This is a genomic window from Bosea sp. 685 (assembly GCF_031884435.1).
Taxonomy (GTDB): domain Bacteria; phylum Pseudomonadota; class Alphaproteobacteria; order Rhizobiales; family Beijerinckiaceae; genus Allobosea.
In genome coordinates, this window is record NZ_CP134779.1 from 6,280,157 (window position 1) to 6,297,839 (window position 17,683).

14 protein-coding genes and 1 pseudogene are annotated in these 17,683 nt (G+C 67.2%); 14 read left to right on the top strand and 1 reads right to left on the bottom strand.

The features are described from left to right. Positions 1–23 precede the first annotated feature (23 nt). From RMR04_RS30545 to trmB, 10 genes are all read left to right on the top strand, one after another. Positions 24–536: a GNAT family N-acetyltransferase gene (locus tag RMR04_RS30545; RefSeq protein ID WP_311912248.1), complete on the top strand. Its 513-nt coding sequence runs from the start codon at positions 24–26 to the stop codon at positions 534–536. A gap of 16 nt (positions 537–552) precedes the next feature. Continuing rightward, a complete protein-coding gene (locus tag RMR04_RS30550; protein ID WP_311912249.1) occupies positions 553–1,356 on the top strand; it encodes a lysophospholipid acyltransferase family protein in 804 nt (267 codons plus the stop codon). 124 nt (positions 1,357–1,480) lie between these two features. Then, complete coding sequence (gene miaB, locus RMR04_RS30555; RefSeq protein ID WP_311912250.1) at positions 1,481–2,869, top strand: tRNA (N6-isopentenyl adenosine(37)-C2)-methylthiotransferase MiaB; 1,389 nt, start codon at positions 1,481–1,483, stop codon at positions 2,867–2,869. A gap of 249 nt (positions 2,870–3,118) precedes the next feature. Then, positions 3,119–4,207 (top strand): PhoH family protein, encoded by a 1,089-nt coding sequence (locus RMR04_RS30560; protein WP_311915994.1) that lies wholly within the window; start codon positions 3,119–3,121, stop codon positions 4,205–4,207. Next, entirely contained in the window at positions 4,204–4,773 is a 570-nt protein-coding gene (gene ybeY / locus RMR04_RS30565; RefSeq protein ID WP_311912251.1) for an rRNA maturation RNase YbeY, read from the top strand. Before RMR04_RS30560 ends, ybeY begins: the two co-directional genes overlap by 4 nt. Next, a complete protein-coding gene (locus RMR04_RS30570; RefSeq protein ID WP_410492174.1) occupies positions 4,770–5,759 on the top strand; it encodes a hemolysin family protein in 990 nt (329 codons plus the stop codon). Before ybeY ends, RMR04_RS30570 begins: the two co-directional genes overlap by 4 nt. After that, positions 5,759–7,354, top strand: coding sequence for an apolipoprotein N-acyltransferase (lnt, locus tag RMR04_RS30575; RefSeq protein WP_311912252.1), 1,596 nt, complete (start codon positions 5,759–5,761; stop codon positions 7,352–7,354). The genes RMR04_RS30570 and lnt overlap by 1 nt, the downstream gene beginning before the upstream one ends. Before the next feature lie 130 nt (positions 7,355–7,484). After that, complete coding sequence (locus RMR04_RS30580; RefSeq protein WP_092172562.1) at positions 7,485–7,898, top strand: helix-turn-helix domain-containing protein; 414 nt, start codon at positions 7,485–7,487, stop codon at positions 7,896–7,898. A gap of 162 nt (positions 7,899–8,060) precedes the next feature. Further along, on the top strand, positions 8,061–9,266 hold the full coding sequence (gene metK, locus RMR04_RS30585) for a methionine adenosyltransferase (protein WP_311912253.1): 1,206 nt from the start codon (positions 8,061–8,063) through the stop codon (positions 9,264–9,266). Positions 9,267–9,554: 288 nt separating this feature from the next. Next, positions 9,555–10,247, top strand: coding sequence for a tRNA (guanine(46)-N(7))-methyltransferase TrmB (trmB, locus tag RMR04_RS30590; RefSeq protein WP_311912254.1), 693 nt, complete (start codon positions 9,555–9,557; stop codon positions 10,245–10,247). Here trmB and RMR04_RS30595 read toward each other — a convergent pair. Further along, positions 10,222–11,310 carry a DUF2336 domain-containing protein gene (locus tag RMR04_RS30595; protein ID WP_311912255.1) on the bottom strand — a complete coding sequence of 363 codons (1,089 nt, stop codon included), beginning with the start codon at positions 11,308–11,310 and terminating at the stop codon, positions 10,222–10,224. The genes trmB and RMR04_RS30595 overlap by 26 nt on opposite strands. 371 nt (positions 11,311–11,681) lie before the next feature. Between RMR04_RS30595 and rimP the strand changes: the two genes are divergently transcribed. The 4 genes and pseudogenes from rimP to infB all read left to right on the top strand — a co-directional run bounded on the left by rimP (position 11,682) and on the right by infB (position 17,565). After that, positions 11,682–12,365, top strand: a complete 684-nt coding sequence (rimP, locus tag RMR04_RS30600) for a ribosome maturation factor RimP (RefSeq protein ID WP_311912256.1) — start codon at positions 11,682–11,684, stop codon at positions 12,363–12,365. A 5-nt stretch (positions 12,366–12,370) separates the two neighbouring features. Then, the gene (gene nusA / locus RMR04_RS30605) at positions 12,371–13,966 is read left to right on the top strand and encodes a transcription termination factor NusA (protein WP_311912257.1); all 1,596 of its coding nucleotides are present in this window, start codon (positions 12,371–12,373) and stop codon (positions 13,964–13,966) included. A 31-nt stretch (positions 13,967–13,997) separates the two neighbouring features. After that, entirely contained in the window at positions 13,998–14,708 is a 711-nt protein-coding gene (locus RMR04_RS30610; RefSeq protein WP_311912258.1) for an RNA-binding protein, read from the top strand. Further along, a pseudogene (gene infB / locus RMR04_RS30615) lies at positions 14,705–17,565 on the top strand (translation initiation factor IF-2). The gene RMR04_RS30610 and the pseudogene infB overlap by 4 nt, the downstream one beginning before the upstream one ends. The last annotated feature ends 118 nt before the right edge of the window (positions 17,566–17,683 follow it).

Genomic DNA, 17,683 nt, shown 5'->3' on the forward strand with positions numbered 1-17,683 from the left:
AGGACTTGCCAGCGGTTCAGTCTGTGCCATCAAGCGCCATGGACTGGCTGCGCAGATTGCTCCACCCCGAATCAGCCCCGGCCCGTACCGGACGCCTCGACGTGCGCCATGCGCGCCATGTCGCAGCGCTGCACCACCAGGGCGGCTTCGCGCGTGGCTGGGAACCCGGTGAATGCGCCGCGCTGCTCGCCGATCCCGCTATCATCTCCGAAGGCGTCTTCGCGGGGAACGGCCCCCACCCCGCCGGCTTCGTGATCTCGCGCAAGGCGGCCGACGAGGCCGAAATCCTCAGCATCGTGGTGGGGCGCGCCCATCGCCGCGACGGGCTCGGGCGGGCGCTGCTCCACGCCCATCTCGGCCAGCTCGCCGCCAGCGGCGTCCAGCATGTCTATCTGGAGGTCGAGGACGGCAATTTGCCGGCCGAACAGCTCTACCGCCATTTCGGCTTTCGCGAGGTCGGCCGGCGCAAGAACTACTACGCCAAGAGCGACGGCAGCCGTACCGGCGCGGTGACGATGCGGCTCGATCTCGCGTGACCGGGGCCCCCCGCGCATGAACGGACTTCGCCCCGGCGCGACCCTGAGGCTCGCCGCACTGGCCGTATGCGCGCTCCTGCTCCTGCCAGCGCAGCTCGTCGCGATGCGGCTCGGACCCCGCCATGGCGCCACGATTCCCCGCCTGTTCCATCGCCTCACCTGCCGCTGCCTCGGCGTGCATCGCCGCGTCAGGGGCACACCACCGCCGCCAGGGGCCGCGGGGCTGATCGTCGCCAGCCATGTCTCCTGGCTCGACATCGCGGTGATCGGGGCTTTGCGGCCCTTGTCCTTCGTGGCCAAGAGCGAGGTCGCGGGCTGGCCGGTGATCGGCTTCCTGGCAAGGCTGCAGCGCACCGTCTTCATCGATCGGATGCGCCGCGGCGCCACCGCCGATGTGGCGGCGGAAATGGGCGCGCGGCTCGCGGCCGGCGAATCGATCGTGCTCTTCGCGGAGGGGACGACGGGCGACGGCACGCGCATCCTGCCCATGCGCTCCTCCCTGCTGGGAGCAGCGCATGAGGCGCTCGGCAAAAACGAGGGCCGCGACATCCCGGTCTATCCGCTGACCATCACCTATACCGGCTTCCACGGCCTGGCCGGCGGCCGGGCCGAGCGCACCGCGCTCGCCTGGTATGGCGACGAGGACTTGGCGCCGCATCTCAAGACCGTGCTCGATGCGGGTACGATCGATGTCGAACTCGTCTGGGGTGCGCCGATCGCGATGGGTGCCCGGACCTCGCGCAAGGAAGCGACTCGACTGGCCGAGGCCGCGATCCGCCAGGCGCGGCGGGAGGCTGTCACCGGGCGGCAGGGCGCCTGAGCGGCGTGGCTGCACGGCATCTGGCTCGGTTGTTGCTTTGCCGATCAGCGCCTCGCGGAGCATGGTCATTTCCTCGCGACGCAATCAGGAGTAAGGAGACGGTTTGGAGACCCGACCCGCCGCGATGAAGAAAGTCCACATCAAGTCCTTCGGCTGCCAGATGAACGTCTATGACGGGCAGCGCATGGCCGATATCCTGAGCGAACAAGGCTATGAGGAGACCGCGACGCCCGAAGGCGCGGACCTGATCCTGCTCAACACCTGCCATATCCGCGACCGCGCCGTGCAGAAGGTCTATACCGAGCTCGGCAAGCTGCGCGATCTGAAGGTCGCGCAGAAAGCCAACGGACAGCACACGAAGATCGTCGTGGCCGGCTGCGTCGCCCAGGCAGAAGGCGCGGAGATCCAGCGCCGGCAGCCCGCGGTCGATCTCGTCGTCGGCCCGCAGGCCTATCACCGCCTGCCCGCCCTGCTGGCGGAGGCCGCGAGCCGGCGCACCGTCGATACCGACCTGCCGATCGACGACAAGTTCGGGCATTTGCCGCCGCCCACGCCCCAGGCCATCCGCCAGCGCGGTATCTCGGCCTTCGTCACGGTGCAGGAAGGCTGCGACAAGTTCTGCGCCTTCTGCGTCGTGCCCTATACGCGCGGCGCGGAATTCTCGCGGCCGGTCGCGCAGATCATGACCGAGATCGAGCGATTGGCGGCCTCGGGCGTGCAGGACGTCACGCTGATCGGCCAGAACGTCAACGCCTATCACGGCGAAGGCCCGGGTCATGGCGAAGGTCATGGCGGCGCCGTCTGGGGCCTGGCGCGCTTGATGCAGCGCGTCGCCGAGGTGCCTGGCATCGGTCGCATCCGCTACACCACGAGCCATCCGCGCGACATGGCCGACGACCTGATCGCCGCCCATCGCGACCTGCCGCAGCTGATGCCCTTCCTGCATCTGCCGGTGCAGGCGGGCTCCGACCGGATCCTGGCGGCGATGAACCGCAAGCATACCGCCGACGAGTACCGCCGCCTGATCGAGCGTATCCGGACGGCGCGACCCGATATCGCCTTGTCCTCGGACTTCATCGTCGGCTTTCCCGGCGAGAGCGACAGCGATTTCGAGGACACGCTGCGCCTCGTCGACGAGATCGGCTTCGCCTCGAGCTATTCCTTCAAATATTCGCCGCGCCCCGGCACGCCCGCCGCCGATCTCGGCGAGCAGGTCGCGCCCGAGGTGATGAGCGAACGCCTGCTGCGCCTGCAGGAGCGCATCGAGCGCCACCGCCAGGCTTTCAACCATGCCATGGTGGGGCGCACCGTCGAGGTGCTGCTGGAACGTGTGGGCCGCCATCCCGGACAGCTTGCGGGAAAAACCCCCTACCTTCAGGCTGTGCAGATCGAGACTGAGTCGAATCAGATCGGCGACCGGGTTCAGGTGGTGATCGAGCGGGCAGGGTCCAACTCGCTGTTTGGCCGCAAGGCCGGGCCGGACGAGGTTCCGAGAAAGGAACTGGCGGCTTGAACGCGACCCGGTTCGACCCGATTTTCCTGGGGCAGGGCAACGCCTGTCATCAGACTGAGATTGTTGCGTTCGGTTATGTTGCAGGACGACGCGTTGCAAGACTCCGCATTGCAAGACGATCCGGCCTCACGCTCCTGTCCGGCCGGCCCACCCGCCAGGGAGACGACGCTATTGGCACAGGCTGACCAGGTGACCCCGAGACCGGAACGAGGCCCACGGCGCGAGACGACGCCGGCACGCGTCGAGACCCTGACGCGCGACGGACTGCCCGCCACCGAGGTCCTGCTCTCCTTCGACGACAATCGGCTGGCGAGCCTTGTCTTCGGCGACTACGACCAGAATCTCGCGCATCTGGAGCGCCGTCTCGGTGTCGTGATCAGCCCCAACGGCAACCATGTCACCATCAGGGGACCGCGCGAGACCGCCGAACAGGCCGGGCGCGTGCTGAAGACGCTCTATACGCGGGCCAAGGCCGGCGCTTCCGTCACCCTCGGCGAGGTCGATGGCGCGATCGAGGAGAGCAATGTACAGCGCTCCTTCTTCCCGGCCGCCGACGCCGGCAAGGCCTCTTTTGACGCGATCGTGACGCGCAAGCGCGGCCCGGTGCGCGCCCGCAACGCGGCGCAGGACGCCTATCTGCGCCAACTCAAGCGCCATGAACTCGTGCTTGCCGAAGGCCCGGCCGGCACCGGCAAGACCTGGCTCGCCGTCGGCCATGCCGTCTCGCTGATCGAGCAGGGCGTGGTCGAGCGCATGGTGCTGTCGCGCCCGGCTGTCGAGGCCGGCGAGCGGCTCGGCTTCCTGCCCGGCGACATGCGCGAGAAGGTCGACCCTTACCTGCGGCCGATCTACGACGCGCTGAACGACTTCATGGAGGCCCGCCATGTCGAGCGCGCCCTGCAGACCGGCATGATCGAGATCGCGCCGCTCGCCTTCATGCGCGGACGCACGCTGACCAACGCCGTCGTGCTGCTCGATGAGGCCCAGAACGCGACCTCGGTCCAGATGAAGATGTTCCTGACCCGCCTCGGCGAGGGCTCGCGCATGATCATCACCGGCGACCCGACCCAGATCGACCTGCCGCCGGGCCAGCGCTCGGGCCTGATCGAGGCCGTCAAGCTGCTCTCAGGCGTCGAGGGCGTCGGCTACGCCAAGTTCGAGGAGGGCGACGTCGTCCGTCACGATCTCGTGCGCCGCATCGTCATGGCCTATGAGGGCGCGGCCCGGCGCGAGCGCGAGGAACGTGAGGAGCGGCTGCGCGCACCCGAGCCCCAGCCCCCGATCGAAGACGATACCGAGGGCCTGAAGCGCACCTTGTCGCGGGAGCGGCCGCGATGAACGACCGACCTCGCATGCGGCGCTCGGCGCCGCGTGCTGACAGGCCCGCGCCGGAGTTGACCCTGGCGCTGAGGATCCAGGCGAAACGCTGGCGCGAGCTTGCCGATCTGCGCCAGCGCGTGGCGGATGCGACGCAGGCCGCGCTCACTGTTGCGCCTGTCACGCCGCTCGAAGGCGCCGAGCTCAGCCTGCTGATGACCGATGACAAGCGCATCCGCGTGGTCAACCGCGACTGGCGCGGCTTCGACAAGCCGACCAACGTCCTCTCATTTCCAGCCGCGCCACCCGAGCGGATCGCCAGCAGCCCGGTTCTCGGCGACATCGTCCTGGCCTATGAGACGATTGCCCGCGAGGCGCAGGACGAGGGCAAGGATTTCGGCGACCATGTCAGCCATCTTGTGATACACGGCCTGCTGCACCTGCTCGGCGAGGATCACGAAACACCAGCGCAGGCCGAACGGATGGAAGCGCTCGAGATCGCAGCACTCGCCCGGCTCGGCATCGCCGACCCCTATGCGGACTCAGAGCCGCTCGCCCCAACCCCGGTTCTCTCCACAGCATCATGAGCGACGACAGTCGATCTACCCAGACAGACGCCACCGGTCGTGGCCTCTCCCATTGGCTCGGCCAGTTCCTCGAACGGCTCGGCATGCGCAGCGGCGCGACGATCCGCGAGGATATCACCGAAGCACTGGCGCAGGACCGCGACAGCGGCCAGTCGGCCGATCTGAGCGCGCAGGAGCGCGTGATGCTCTCCAATGTGCTCAGCCTGCGCGAGCGCCGCGTCGGCGACGTGATGGTGCCGCGCGCCGATATCATCGCCGTTCCAGCCGATGCGACGCTGGACGAATTGCTGGCGCTGTTTCGGACGGCGGGCCATTCGCGACTGCCGGTCTTCGACGATTCGCTCGATGACCCGCGCGGCATGGTCCATATCCGCGACTTCCTGGAATTCATCGCCGAACAGGGCAAGGCCGAGCCAAGCCCTGGCCTGTCGGAGCCGGCGCTGCACAATCTCGCCGCTGTCGACCTCTCGACCACGCTGGCGAGTGCGAAGATCCTGCGCCCCGTGCTCTATGTCCCGCCCTCGATGCCTGCGGTCGACCTGCTCGTGAAGATGCAGGCGACACGGACGCATATCGCTCTCGTGATCGACGAGTATGGTGGGACGGACGGGCTGGTCTCGATGGAGGATCTCGTCGAGATCGTCGTCGGCGACATCGAGGACGAGCACGATCTCGACGAGGCTCCCGCGATCACAGCCACGGGCGAGGACCGCTTCACCGCCGATGCGCGCGCGACATTGCACGAACTCAAGGATGCGACCGGCATCGATCTCTCGGACACGGAAGTTGCCGAGGAGATCGACACGCTGGGCGGGCTGATCGTGACGCTGGCCGGCCGCGTACCGGCGCAGGGCGAGACGATCGAGGGGCCCGAAGGCCTGTCCTTCGAGATCATCGAGGCCGATCCGCGCCGAATCAAGCGACTCAGCATTCTCCGACGCAGCACGGCGGCCCCCGATACGGCGCCGCAGGCGGAAGCCGGCTGATGCGGCTCTCCGCGCTGGCCGACGGGATCATCCTCTCCTGGGGATGGCGCAAGCGCCTGATCGCGCTCGCGGCGGGCGCCAGCGGCGCGCTCGCCCTGCCGCCGCTCGATCTCTGGCCGCTGATCGTCGTGCCCATGACCGTCGCCGTCTGGCTGATCGACGGAGCGGTCGGTGCCACAGCGTCGAGCCGCTTCAGGGCGGCCTTCGCGGCGGGCTGGTGGTGGGGCTTCGGCTTCTTCCTGGCCGGTCTCTGGTGGCTGGGCGCGGCCTTCCTGGTCGAGGCCGACAAATTCGCCTGGGCGATGCCGCTGGGCGTCGTCGCGCTGCCGGCCTTTCTGGCCCTGTTCCCGGCGCTGGCCTTCGGCTGCGCCCGGTTGCTCTGGCCGGCGGGAGCGGGGCGCATCCTCATGCTCGCCGTGGCGCTGACCATCAGCGAATGGCTGCGCGGCCATGTCCTGACCGGCTTTCCCTGGAACGTCTACGGTATGATGCTGGCCGGCCAGGGCTTCATCGCGCAATTCGCCGCGCTCGGCGGGCTCTATGGATTGACGCTGCTGGCGGTCGCGATCGGCGCGGCGCCCGCGACGCTCGGCACGGCCGAGGCCGGCGCGAGGCGCTGGCGCGCGCCGATCCTCGCCATCTTGACACTCGCGGCTCTCATCGGCTTCGGCGCCTGGCACATCCCGAATGCGGCGGCGCCCCTGGTCGCCGGCGTGAAGCTGCGATTGATGCAGCCGAACCTGGCGCAGGACGCCAAGTTCAGTGCCCGTAACGGCGAGGCGATCCTGAACGAATATCTCACGCTGAGCGACCGGGCGACGAGCCCCTCGACGCTCGGCGTACAGGACGTCACGCATCTGATCTGGCCGGAATCGGCTTTTCCCTTCCTGCTCGGCCGCTCGCCCCAGGCGCTCGCGCGCATTGCCGCGGCCTTGCCGCCGAACACGACCCTGATCACCGGTGCGGCGCGGGCCGGCGAGGCGCTGCCCGGCGAAAGCCGGCCGCCGATCTTCAATTCGGTGCAGGTCGTGGACGACGAGGGCGTGATCGTCTCGAGCTACGACAAGGTCCATCTCGTGCCCTTCGGCGAGTATCTGCCGCCGATCCTGGAACGGTTGATCCGCGGCGTCGGGCTGTCGGAATTCGTCTCGATTCCGGGCGGCTTCGCGGCAGGCAAGCGGCACATCCCGCTCTCGATCCGCGGCCTGCCCGCAGTCGCGCCGCTGCTCTGCTACGAGGCGATCTTCCCCGGCGAGGTCATGCCGTCGCAGGGCCCGCGCCCCGGCCTGATGCTCAACCTGACCAATGACGGCTGGTTCGGCCAGACCAGCGGACCTTACCAGCACCTGGCCCAGGCAAGGATGCGCGCCATCGAGGAAGGATTGCCGCTGGTCCGCGTCGCCAATACCGGAATCTCGGCGGTGATCGATGGTTATGGCCGCATCACAGCCAGCTTGCCCCTAGGCACACAGGGTGTTCTCGATGCAAACTTGCCGCAAACGGCTCCCGTTACGCTCTATGCGCAATTCGGAGATGCCGCTTTAGTGGGCCTCATTGCACTGTTCTTGCTGCTTGCGCGGGTTCGACCGGGCTGATCATCCCATCTGGAACTTTTTCCCGCGAAAGGGATGGCCGTTCCCGCTGGAAGCATATAAATTGCTAAAATAAATTCATGCCTGCCGGATGATAGATTTCCAAGAAAACTGACCCGAGGGTGGTCGATTCATGATAAAAAAAGTGCCCAACCCGATCGACCGCCATGTCGGAAGCCGTGTCCGGATGCGCCGAATGCTCGCTGGAGTCAGCCAGGAGAGGCTCGGCGAGGGTCTCGGACTGACCTTCCAGCAGGTCCAGAAATACGAAAAAGGCTCAAACCGCATCAGCGCCAGCCGCTTGCAGCAGATCGCCAAGATGCTGGACGTGCCGGTCTCCTTCTTCTTCGACGGAGCCCCGACCGGCGACATGCCGGCGGGCGGCTTCTCCGACGCCGCCTCGACGGCCTATGTCTCCGACTTCATGGCGACCAGCGAGGGCGTGCAGCTGACCAAGGCCTTCGTACGCATCAAGAGCGGGCGGGTGCGGCGGCGCATCGTCGATCTCGTCGAGGCACTGGCGGAAGAAGACAGCGGAATCGCGTGATCTCGCTCTCTTTTTGTTCGTCCTGACGAACAAGGCTCCCGAAAAACGGATTTCCGGCTTGACGGCGAACGCGCCCGCTGCAAAGAGGGTGCCCGTTTTCGTCGGCCGATCGTGTCGTCACGCCGGTCACTCGCCAGCCCCCATCCGAAGGGTTATCTGACCGTGTCACGCCAGAACTACCTGTTCACCAGCGAATCCGTCGGTGAAGGCCACCCCGACAAGATCTGCGACCGGATTTCCGACGAGGTCGTCGACCTGTTCTTCAAGGAAGCGGCGAAAGCCGGCATGGACTCGGCCCAGGTGCGCGTCGCCTGCGAGACCCTGGCGACCACCAACCGCGTCGTCATCGCCGGCGAGGTCCGCACCTCGCTCGACGAGAAGGCGATGAAGAGCAAGGTCAAGTCGGCCGCGCGCAAGGCGATCAAGGCGATCGGCTACGAGCAGGACGGCTTCCACTGGAAGAAGTGCAAGATCGACGTGCTGCTGCACGCCCAGTCGGCCGACATCGCTCAGGGCGTTGACGCCAGCGGCAACAAGGATGAAGGCGCGGGCGACCAGGGCATCATGTTCGGCTATGCCTGCCGCGAGACGCCCGAGCTGATGCCTGCGCCGATCTACTACGCCCACAAGATCCTCGAGGTGCTGGCCAAGGCCCGCCACGCCAAGGAAGGCTCCGCCGCCAAGCTCGGTCCCGACGCCAAGAGCCAGGTCACGGTCAAGTACGAGAACGGCAAGCCGGTCGGCGTCACCCAGATCGTGCTCTCGACCCAGCATATCGACGAGAGCCTGACCTCGGCCGACGTCCGCAAGATCGTCGAGCCCTATATCCGCGAGACGCTGCCCGAAGGCTGGATCACCAAGGAGACCGTCTGGCACGTCAACCCGACCGGCAAGTTCGTCATCGGCGGCCCCGACGGCGACGCCGGCCTGACCGGCCGCAAGATCATCGTCGACACCTATGGCGGTGCTGCCCCCCATGGCGGCGGCGCCTTCTCGGGCAAGGACCCGACCAAGGTCGACCGTTCGGCGGCCTATGCCGCGCGCTATCTGGCCAAGAACGTCGTCGCCGCCAAGCTCGCAGATCGCTGCACGATCCAGCTCTCCTACGCCATCGGCGTCGCCAAGCCGCTCTCGATCTATGTCGACCTGCACGGCACCGGCAAGGTCGACGAGGCGAAGCTTGAGGCTGTTCTGGGCGAGGTCATGGACCTGACCCCGCGCGGCATCCGCACGCATCTTGCGTTGAACAAGCCGATCTATGCCAAGTCCGCCGCTTACGGCCATTTCGGCCGCAAGGCCGGCCGCGACGGCAGCTTCTCCTGGGAGAAGACCGATCTGGTCGATGCGCTGAAGAAGGCCGTCGCCTGAGCGGATAGCTTCCGACCACATGCGAAAGGCCGGGGCTCAAATCCCGGCCTTTTTCTTTGCCCAAAATCAGCTAGAGCAGACCGACAGGCCGTGGAAACACGCCGTCATCCTGGCCGAAGCCCTCGGGTCCGATCTTCGATCGCCCAAGGATAAACTCCGCGGAGCCCGGGATCCATCATAGCGCGCCGTCCATGCGCTGTGATGGATCCCGGATCTGCGCGGCTCGCTGCTTGTTCGGGATGACGGCGTGTTTCCTTTAAAAAATAGTTCAATACCAAAGACATGATGATGACCGACGATTTCGATCCTGACCGCGCCTTCTTCGGCCGTCGCAAGGGCAAGGCCCTGCGCGAAGGCCAGAACGCGATGATCGAGGGCGTGCTGCCGCGCCTGCGCCTGCCCGATGGCGAGATCACCGATCTGGCAGCGCTGTTCCCGCAACCGGTGACAGCGGTTCGGCTCGAGATCGGCTTCGGCGGCGGCGAGCATCTGCTGTCGCGCATGCGCGAGAGCCCGCAGATCGGCTTCATCGGCGTCGAGCCCTTCATCAACGGGATGGCGAAGTTCCTCGCCGTCATCGAGCGGGAAGGGCTGACAAATATCCGGCTCTGGGACGGCGACGCTGCGCTAATGCTGCCGCGCCTGCCGGAAGGCTCGCTCGATGCAATCGACCTGCTCTATCCCGATCCCTGGCCGAAGCGCCGCCAGCGCAAGCGGCGTTTCGTCTCCGAACGCACCCTTGGCCTGTTCGCCCGTTGTCTGCGCCCGGGCGGGCGCTTCCGCTTCGCCAGCGACATCGATGATTATGTCGGCTGGACGCTGGCGCGGCTCGCCCGCTCGCCCGATTTCGACTGGACGGATGAGCGCGCCGATGATTGGCGCAAGCCTTATCCCGGTTGGATCCGCACGCGCTACGAGGCGAAGGCCGTCGCGGCGGGCCGCGTGCCGAGCTACCTCACGGCTGTGCGTCACGCATCCTGAGGAAGCCGAGCACGCGCTGGGCGGTCGTCGTGTTCAAGGTGCGGAAGCTCTGACGGGCGCGCTCGATCGCGACCTCTGATTTGCCGAGATCCTTGCGCAGGCCGATCAGCGCGCGCGTGGTCTCCCAGGACCAGCCGAGAGCCCGGCCGACCAGGAGCACGGCGTCACGGTCCGTACCCAGGATGATCTGCTCGGTCGCTGGCAGGCCAAGCTGCGCCAGCGCCGCGACCGCGCACATCGCATGCTCCAAACTGCCCGCAGCAGCGAATTCGACCAGCTTGGCCTCGTCGAGCTGACCGGCTTCGTGGAGCCGGTTGATCTCGATCAGGGCCGCGTTGATCTTGCCGTACCCGTCATGTGTCTGCGCCTCGGCGACGATCGCCTGGGCGCCACGCTCGACGGCCATGTCGACCGCGCCGGCAAGCGAGGGCTCCAGCGTCGCCGTGAGGCGACGCCGCGCCGAATTCTTGGCGGCCACCAAGAGCTGACCAAGCAATTCGGCCGGAATGTCGCGACGCGAGCCCAAAGTCGCCTGGAGCGCATCGTCCTGGACGGCCCGCATCACCAGCACGCCCATGCCATGGCGCGAGAAGCGCGCGGTCTGGTTTGCCGCCACCGCATGGGTGACGACGCGGCCACCGCGCAGGATCAGGAAATCCGTGACCGGCTCGCCGAGATCGGGTCGCTCGGTGATGGCGAGCATGTGATCGCGGCCCTTGGCCGCCGAGACAGCGACCAGATCCTGGTCGGTGAGACGTTTTGAGGCGATCAGCACCGGCCGGGCGACGGCGATCTCGTCGAGCGCGAGCTGGCGCACGACGCCGCTCGGCGCATTGGGAATGGGAGCGAGCCGCTCCGACAATTCGATCCGGGCCCGGACCTCGATGGCGCGCGAAAGCCGGCCGATCACCACGTCGAAAATGCTGACCTGATCCTCTTCCATACCAGCGGCGGTGCTGAGGAAGAGGTCGGTCAGGCGGGCCAGAATCTGAGTGCGGTCGTCATTCGACCCACGCGTCATCGTCGCTTCAAGATCGCGCAACAGCGCACTCACCGAACTCATGCAGCATCCTCACGCAACGTCTGCGGCCGCACTATCGGGAAGAAGAATGACCAGCCGGTTAGCGCGAACGGAGAAAGCATGGCTCCCCGGATCGATCGATCCAGACCCGCAATCGATCCAGACCTTGCATGCGTTGGCGAGCCGGACTAAATAGCGTCTAACAGCTCTGGTTTCGGTATCAGCCGATGATCAAGAGCGGGCCTGCCGGCCCGCTCTTTTTTATTGGCCGAAGCCCTGCCGGAGCCAGAGCATGATGCCGCACCGAAGACCCGCATTGGCGATAGAGCGGAAACCGGTTTTCAGGCGACGTCATGGTCCAGTGAGTTGGTTTGGAGCCGGATGACATTCAGCTCCATGCAGGCGGCCAAGGTATGAACGAGACCACAGCAAACACCGAGCAGGAGGCACGCCTCGTCGTCGAAAGCGGCGTGGCGGCGCGCGTGGCGGCCATTGTCGAACCGGCGATCGTCGATCTCGGCTACAGGCTGGTGCGCGTGCGCGTCACCGGCCAGAACGGCTGTACGGTCCAGATCATGGCCGAAAAGCCCGACGGCACCATGAATGTCGAGGGCTGCGAGGCCGTCAGCCAGGCCGTCTCGCCGGCGCTCGATGTCGATGATCCCGTGCAGGTCGCCTATCATCTCGAGGTGTCTTCGCCGGGCATCGACCGACCGCTGGTGCGAGCGAGCGACTTCGAGCGCTGGGCCGGCCATCTCGCCAAGATCGATACCGAAGCTGTCGTCGCCGGCCGCAAGCGCTTCCGCGGCATCTTGCGCGGCGTCGATGGCGGCAATGCCCTGCTCGCTCGCGACGATGCGAAATCGGAAGAGGAGCGCGACGTCGCCATTCCGATGTCGCTGATCGCCGAGGCCCGCCTCGTGCTGACCGACGCGCTCGTGACGGAATCGCTGCGCCGCGGCAAATCGGGCCTGCCGCCCGAGATGCCCCCGGCCGAAGAGATCGCCAGCCCGAAGAAGGGCATGGGAAAATCGCTGGGTCCGCGCCCGGGCAAAAAGCCCGGACAGGCTCCGCAGGACACAACGGAAGAGGAGTGAGCGCCATGGTCGTCAGCGCCAACAGGCTCGAACTGCTGCAGATCGCCGACGCGGTCGCCCGCGAGAAATCGATCGACCGGCAGATCGTCGTGGATGCGATGCAGGACGCGATCGCCAAGGCCGCGCGCTCGCGCTACGGCGCCGAGACCGACGTTCATGCCGAGATCAACACCAAGACCGGTGAGCTCCGGCTGGCCCGCCATCTCCAGGTCGTCGACCTCGTCGAGAATGGTGCGACCGAAATCACCGTCGACGAGGCCAAGCGCCATAATCCGGCGGCCCAGGTCGGCGACGTCATCGCCGATCCGCTGCCGCCCTTCGATTTCGGCCGCATCGCTGCGCAGTCGGCCAAGCAGGTCATCGTGCAGAAGGTGCGCGAGGCCGAGCGCGACCGTCAGTACGACGAATATAAGGATCGCATCGGCGAGATCGTCAACGGCGCGGTCAAGCGCGTCGAATACGGCAATGTCTTCGTCGATCTCGGCCGTGGCGAGGCGATCATCCGCCGCGACGAGATGATCCCGCGCGAGACCTTCAAGGTCGGCGACCGTGCCCGCGCCTATGTCTACGACGTGCGCCGCGAGCCGCGTGGCCCGCAGATCTTCCTGTCGCGCACCCATCCGCAGTTCATGGCCAAGCTCTTCGGCCAGGAAGTGCCGGAGATCTATGACGGCATCGTCGAGGTGAAGGCGGTCGCTCGCGACCCCGGTTCCCGCGCCAAGATCGCCGTGATCAGCCGCGATTCCTCGATCGACCCGGTCGGCGCCTGCGTGGGCATGCGCGGCTCGCGCGTCCAGGCCGTCGTCGGCGAGCTCCAGGGCGAGAAGATCGACATCATCCCGTGGTCGCCCGATATCGCGACCTTCGTCGTTAACGCCCTGCAGCCGGCGGAAGTCGCCAAGGTCGTGCTCGACGAGGAGGCCGACAAGATCGAGGTCGTGGTGCCCGACGAGCAGCTCTCGCTCGCCATCGGCCGTCGCGGCCAGAACGTCCGCCTCGCCTCGCAGCTCACCGGCTGGGACATCGACATCCTGACCGAGGCCGAGGAGTCGGAGCGCCGCCAGAAGGAGTTCCTGCAGCGCACCGAAATCTTCATGAACGCGCTGAACGTCGATGAGACGGTCGGCCAGCTCCTGGCTTCGGAAGGCTTCCGCACGGTCGAGGAGGTCGCCTATGTCGAGCCCTCCGAGCTCGCCGCGATCGAAGGCTTCGACGAGGACACCGCCGCCGAGATCCAGGCGCGCGCGCAAGAGTATCTCGCCACGATCGAAGCCGAGTTCGACGAGAAGCGCCTTGCGCTCGGTGTCGCGGACGACTTGCGCGAGGTCGAGGGCATCACCACCTCCATGATGGTTGCGCTCGGCGAGAACGACGTGAAGAACGTCGAGGACCTCGCCGGCTGCGCCACTGATGATCTGGTTGGCTGGACCGAGCGCAAGGATGGCGAAAGCACCCGCCATGCCGGCTATCTCGACGGCTATGATCTGTCCCGCCAGGATGCCGAAGCCATGATCATGGCGGCGCGCGTCAAGGCCGGCTGGATCGAGGCCCCTGCCGAAGAGACCGAGGCGGACGCCGCCGAAGAATCGGCCGAGGCCTGAGCGGATCACGCGGATGCAACGGGCTGTCTCGATGAGCGAGACGCGGAAAGACGGCCCGGAGCGCAGCTGCGTCGTGAGCCGGGCGGTGAAATCGCCCGACGACCTGATCCGCTTCGTGGTCGGGCCCGACGGCGTCCTGACGCCAGACCTCCGGCGCAAGCTGCCGGGGCGAGGCGTCTGGACGAGCCTGAGCGCCAAGACCGTCGCCGAAGCGGTTAAGCGCAAGGCCTTCGAGCGATCGCTCAAGGCGAAGATCACCGTGCCGGCCGATCTGGTCGCGATGATCGATAGCCTGATGCTGCGCGATGCGCTGCAGGCCCTGGCGATGGCCAACAAGGCCGGGCTGGTCTCGAGCGGCTTCGCCAAGGTCGAGGCCGTGATCGGATCGGGCCGCTGCGCAGCGGTGATCGAAGCCAGCGACGGCGCCGAGGATGGCCGCCGCAAGATCGGACAAGCCTTGAAGCGGGCCGAAATTGCCCGTGAGAGCGCGGGTCTGAAGGTACGAAAGACACCCGTCGTCGCAATTTTTGCGGCAACGGATTTGGAATTGGCGTTGGGGCGGGCACATGTGATACATGCGGCGCTTGCTCCGGGTCCGGCGGCCGAGGGTTTCCTCTTCCGCTGGCGTCGGCTCGTCCGCTACAGGACGGACGATGTCGGTGCGACGGAGCCTGACCACCCGGCGCACTCCGACCCCGTAGACGAACAAACGACCGAACCGGCAGGACCGAACGCGGAATGAGCGATACCAAGACCCCGGGCGATAAGACCTTGACGGTCAGCCCCCCGAAGACCCTGACGTTGAAGCGTCCTGTCGAACAGAGCACTGTCCGGCAGAGCTTTTCGCATGGGCGCTCGAAGCAGGTCGTCGTCGAGGTCAAGCGACGCACAGCCGGTCCCGAGATCAAGGAAGCGCCGATCGCGCGCGCTCCTCAGCCTCAGGTCCAGCAGGCTACGCCGCGCACCGTTCCTCCGGCGCCTACACCCATCACGCGACCGGCCGGCAGCATGCTGCTGCGCACGCTCTCGGAAGACGAGAAGGACGCCCGCCAGCGCGCGCTCTCCGACTCGCGCGACCGTGAAGCGGAAGCCCGCCGCATCGCCGAGGACGAAGCGCGCCAGCGCGCCGCCGTGATCGAACGCGAACGCCAGGAGCGCGAAGCCGCCCTTGCCCGTCAGCGTGAGGAAGAAGAGCGTCGCCGCCAGGAAGACGATCACAAGCGCCGCGCCGAAAGCGCTGCTCGCCAGCGCATGCATGACGAGCAGCAGGCTCCGCGTCCGGCAGCCCCCCAGCCGCCACGTGACACCGCGCCCGCTCCGCAAGGCGACAGCCCGGCGGCTGCGCCGGTAGCCCCGGCGCCTGCTTACGCCCAGACGCCCCGTCCGGCTCCTTCCGGCCCGCGTCCCGATTTCGCCCCGCGTACGCCGATGCGCGATATCGGTGCTCGCCCGCCCCGTCTGGACTCGCGCCCGCCGCGCCTCGACACCCCGCGCCCACCGCGCCCGGTCGATACGACTGCCCCGGCCGAGCCAGCCATCACCCGGCCCACGCGCCAGGCTCCCTCCACGGCTGCGCCGCGCAGCCGTCCCGATGATAGCGAGGCGCGTCCCGCGTTCCGTCGTCCCGGCGGCTTTGCCGGCGGTCCGCCGCGTGGCGCACCCGTGCCCGCGCCAAAAACTCCCAAGGTAGGCGAGAAGCCGCGTGGCCGCCTGACGCTGTCGACCGCGACCGGCGGCGACGACGAGCGCACGCGCTCGGTCGCGGCCTTCCGCCGGCGCGTCCAGCGCATGACCGGGCACCGCGCCTCGGACGTCGCCAAGGAGCGCGTGATGCGCGAGGTGATCGTTCCCGAGACGATCACCATCCAGGAACTCGCCAACCGCATGACCGAGCGCGGCGTCGACGTCATCCGCCTGCTGATGAAGCAGGGCGCGATGCACAAGATCACCGATGTGATCGACGCCGACACGGCCCAGCTCGTCGCCGAGGAAATGGGTCACACCGTCAAGCGCGTCGCCGATTCCGACGTCGAAGGCGGCCTGTTCGACATCGCCGATCCGGAAGACACCCTTCTCCCGCGTCCGGCCGTCGTCACCATCATGGGCCATGTCGACCACGGCAAGACCTCGCTGCTCGACGCGATCCGCCAGACCCATGTCGTTACCGGCGAGGCCGGCGGCATTACCCAGCATATCGGCGCCTATCAGGTGAAGACGCCGTCGGGCGCACAGGTCACCTTCATCGACACGCCCGGTCACGCCGCCTTCACCGCGATGCGCGCCCGCGGCGCCAAGGTCACCGACGTCGTCGTGCTCGTGGTCGCGGCCGATGACGGCGTCATGCCGCAGACGGTCGAGGCCATCAACCACGCCAAGGCGGCCGGCGTGCCGCTGATCGTGGCGATCAACAAGATCGACAAGGCCGACGCGAGCCCCGAGCGGGTCCGCTCGGAGCTGCTGCAATACGAGATCCAGGTCGAGACGCTGGGCGGCGAGACGCTGGAGATCGAGGTCTCGGCCAAGACCGGCAAGAACCTCGACAAGCTGCTGGAAGCCATCGCGCTGCAGGCCGAACTGCTCGACCTGAAGGCCAATCCCGATCGGCCGGCCGAAGGCACCGTGATCGAGGCGAAGCTCGACCGCGGCCGTGGCCCGGTCGCGACCGTGCTTGTCCAGCGCGGCACGCTGCGCACCGGCGACATCGTCGTGGCGGGTTCGGAATGGGGCCGCGTGCGCGCCCTGATCGGCGACACCGGGGCTCATATCAAGGAAGCCCCCCCTCGCTTCCCGTCGAGGTGCTCGGCTTCAACGGCACGCCCGAGGCCGGCGACCGCGTTGCGGTCGTCGAATCCGAGGCCCGCGCCCGCGAGATCACCGATTACCGTGAGCGCCAGAAGCGCGACCGCATCGCCGCACGCGGCGGCGGCTCGGCGGCGGGCCGTTCGCTCGCCGACATGATGCGCGACCTCAAGGAAGGCGCTGGCCGCAAGGAATTCCCGCTCGTCGTCAAGGGCGACGTGCAGGGCTCGGTCGAGGCCATCGTCGGCACGCTCGAGAAGGTCGGCAACGACGAGGTGCGCGCCCGCGTGCTGCAGTCGGGCGTCGGCGGCATCACCGAATCCGACATCACGCTGGCCCAGGCTTCGGGCGCTGCCGTGATCGGCTTCAACGTGCGCGCCCATAAGGAAGCGCGCGAGGCTGCCGAACGGGCCGGCGTCGAGATTCGCTACTACAACATCATCTACAACCTCGTGGATGACGTTAAGGCGGCGATGTCGGGCCTGCTCGCTCCGACGCTCCGCGAAACCATGCTCGGCAATGCCCAGATCCTGGAGATCTTCGCGGTCTCGAAGGTCGGCAAGATCGCCGGTTGCCGCGTCACCGACGGCACGATCGAGCGCGGCGCCAATGTCCGCCTGATCCGCGACAATGTCGTGGTTCACGAGGGCAAGCTCGCCCAGCTCAAGCGCTTCAAGGACGACGCGAAGGAAGTCGTGGCCGGCCAGGAGTGCGGCATGTCCTTCGAGAACTACCAGGACATGCGCGCGGGCGACGTCATCGAGTGCTACCGCGTCGAAGAGATCAAGCGGACGCTGTAAAGCAGCCGCTTCCCCAAGGAAGCGCGTCATGGTCGGGCTTGTCCCGGCCATCTCGTGACGAAAAGAGCGCCATCCAGCGCCTCATCCTTCAAGAGATGGCCGGGTCAAGCCCGGCCAT

Coding starts and splice junctions, on each gene's coding strand:
- RMR04_RS30550 (WP_311912249.1), top strand. CDS start 553: ATGAACGGACTTCGCCCCGGCGCGACCCTGAGGCTCGCCGCACTGGCC.
- miaB (WP_311912250.1), top strand. CDS start 1,481: ATGAAGAAAGTCCACATCAAGTCCTTCGGCTGCCAGATGAACGTCTAT.
- ybeY (WP_311912251.1), top strand. CDS start 4,204: ATGAACGACCGACCTCGCATGCGGCGCTCGGCGCCGCGTGCTGACAGG.
- RMR04_RS30570 (WP_410492174.1), top strand. CDS start 4,770: ATGAGCGACGACAGTCGATCTACCCAGACAGACGCCACCGGTCGTGGC.
- lnt (WP_311912252.1), top strand. CDS start 5,759: ATGCGGCTCTCCGCGCTGGCCGACGGGATCATCCTCTCCTGGGGATGG.
- RMR04_RS30580 (WP_092172562.1), top strand. CDS start 7,485: ATGATAAAAAAAGTGCCCAACCCGATCGACCGCCATGTCGGAAGCCGT.
- trmB (WP_311912254.1), top strand. CDS start 9,555: ATGACCGACGATTTCGATCCTGACCGCGCCTTCTTCGGCCGTCGCAAG.
- RMR04_RS30595 (WP_311912255.1), bottom strand. CDS start 11,310: ATGAGTTCGGTGAGTGCGCTGTTGCGCGATCTTGAAGCGACGATGACG.
- rimP (WP_311912256.1), top strand. CDS start 11,682: ATGAACGAGACCACAGCAAACACCGAGCAGGAGGCACGCCTCGTCGTC.
- nusA (WP_311912257.1), top strand. CDS start 12,371: ATGGTCGTCAGCGCCAACAGGCTCGAACTGCTGCAGATCGCCGACGCG.
- RMR04_RS30610 (WP_311912258.1), top strand. CDS start 13,998: ATGAGCGAGACGCGGAAAGACGGCCCGGAGCGCAGCTGCGTCGTGAGC.